Origin of the sequence: Nocardiopsis sp. TNDT3, from assembly GCF_003427465.1 — a bacterium.
GTDB lineage: Bacteria > Actinomycetota > Actinomycetes > Streptosporangiales > Streptosporangiaceae > Nocardiopsis > Nocardiopsis dassonvillei.
Map to the genome: position 1 here is coordinate 1 of NZ_QPFC01000994.1, position 1,676 is coordinate 1,676.

At 74.2% G+C, this 1,676-nt stretch carries 1 protein-coding gene; it reads right to left on the bottom strand.

Features of this window, described 5'->3' with window-relative positions; translation table 11 throughout:
- Positions 1-76 precede the first annotated feature (76 nt).
- Positions 77-1,676 (bottom strand): CocE/NonD family hydrolase (locus DQW06_RS22765; RefSeq protein WP_232833125.1); only part of this gene is annotated, 1,600 nt, incomplete at its 5' end.

Consider the following 1,676-nt stretch of genomic DNA (forward strand, 5'->3'; position numbering starts at 1 on the left):
GTCTCCGGCACGGGGGTGTGCCGGAGACGGCCGGAGGGCGCCCGGCCCGCCGCCGCGGGAGACCCCTCGGGGCCGATCAGGCCAGCGGGACCGTGACCTGGGCGGGGGCCTCCTCGGGGGAGGTCACGCTCACCCGGTCCCCGATGTCGCTCTCGTCCTGGTAGCGCGCGTCCATGCTGTCCACCACCACGGCCAGGCGGTGCCCCGCGGGCACGTCCCAGACCACCGGCGCCAGCTCCGTGTCCACCGTCACCGGTTCACCGGGAGTGGCTCCGCGCAGGGTGTGGGGCGCGTGCGACAGCAGGGAACCCGTTCCGCGCCCGTCGATCGCGTACAGGTACACGTACACCGACTGCTCCGGAGCGGTCGGCGTGAACGTGAGGGAGACCTCCGGCGTCCCCGCCACCCGCGCCCCCTCGGGGTAGGCGGGGCTGGTCCACACGGCGGCCCGGTAGCGGTCCACCGTCGGCAGCAGCACCCCGGTCGGGATGTCGAAGAACTGCTGGAGGGCGCCGGAGAGCATCACCGTGCCGCTCTCGGCCGGGGTGGCGATCCCCGTGCGGAAGCGGTAGTCCCATCCGGTGGAGGGCTCGGGTTCCATGGCGCCGCTGCTCTGCCAGCGGAACCAGTCCGTGCTCGGCTCGGCCAGGTAGTACCGGTCGGTGCTCGCGGTGACCGACGGCCAGTCGGGGTGCGTGGTCCAGCCGCCGCGCCCGTTGTTGGGCCTGACGTGCACGGGCCCCTCGGCGTCCACCTCGTTGGCCTGGCCGCGCAGGTGGTGGTCGAACCAGTCGCCCAGGGCCTCCCACACCTCGTTGGGCAGCCCGGCCGCGCCGAACAGCTCCTGCGTGGCGTGGTCGCCCGGGGTGATCATGAGCCGCTTGGGCACCTCCAGCTCCTCGTAGAAGTCGGTGATGTGGCCCACGGGGAAGATGCCGTCGTTCCAGGCGTGCGCCATCATCACGGCCGTGCCGTTGGCGTTGATGGCGTCCACCTTGGTGGCCGCCGACCGGTCCGGGGCCACGTCCAGGGCGGGCTGGATGTCGCCGCGCCGGTAGGCGGCCTCGATCCCGGCCAGCTCCTCGCCGGGGGTGCCGGTGAGGTGGCCCGCCAGCAGGAGCAGCTCGGCCGACTGCGTGTCCACGGTCTCGTTGGGGTACAGGGAGACGGCCAGGTCGGCCCAGCCGCTCAGCGAGGCCACGGCGCGGATCCGGTCGTCCTCGGCGGCGGTCAGCAGGCTGATGCCGCCCCCGTAGGAGATCCCGGCCATGCCGATGCGCTCGGGGTCGGCGTCGGTGTTCTCCAGCGCCCAGTCGATGACGGCGCTGGCGTCCGCGCGGTCCTCGGGACCGGCCACCCCGATCCCGCCGCCCGAGTCCCAGAAGCCGCGCGAGGTGTAGGCCACGACCTGGTAGCCGGACTCGTGGGCCAGCCTGGCGGCGGCGCCCACGTAGAGGAGGTGGGGCGTGCCCCAGGCGGAGGGCATGACCAGCAGCGGGTGCGGGCCCTCGACCCCGGTGGGGGTGATGACCTTGGCCCTGAGCTCGGTGCCGTCGTGGCTGACGATGGTCTCGTAGCCGATGCTGGCGCCGACCGCGGCCGAGGCCGGGGCGGGGGAGAGGACCGCGGCGGCGAGCACGGCCGCCAGGGCGACGGACAGCAGGCGGGGGAGGAGT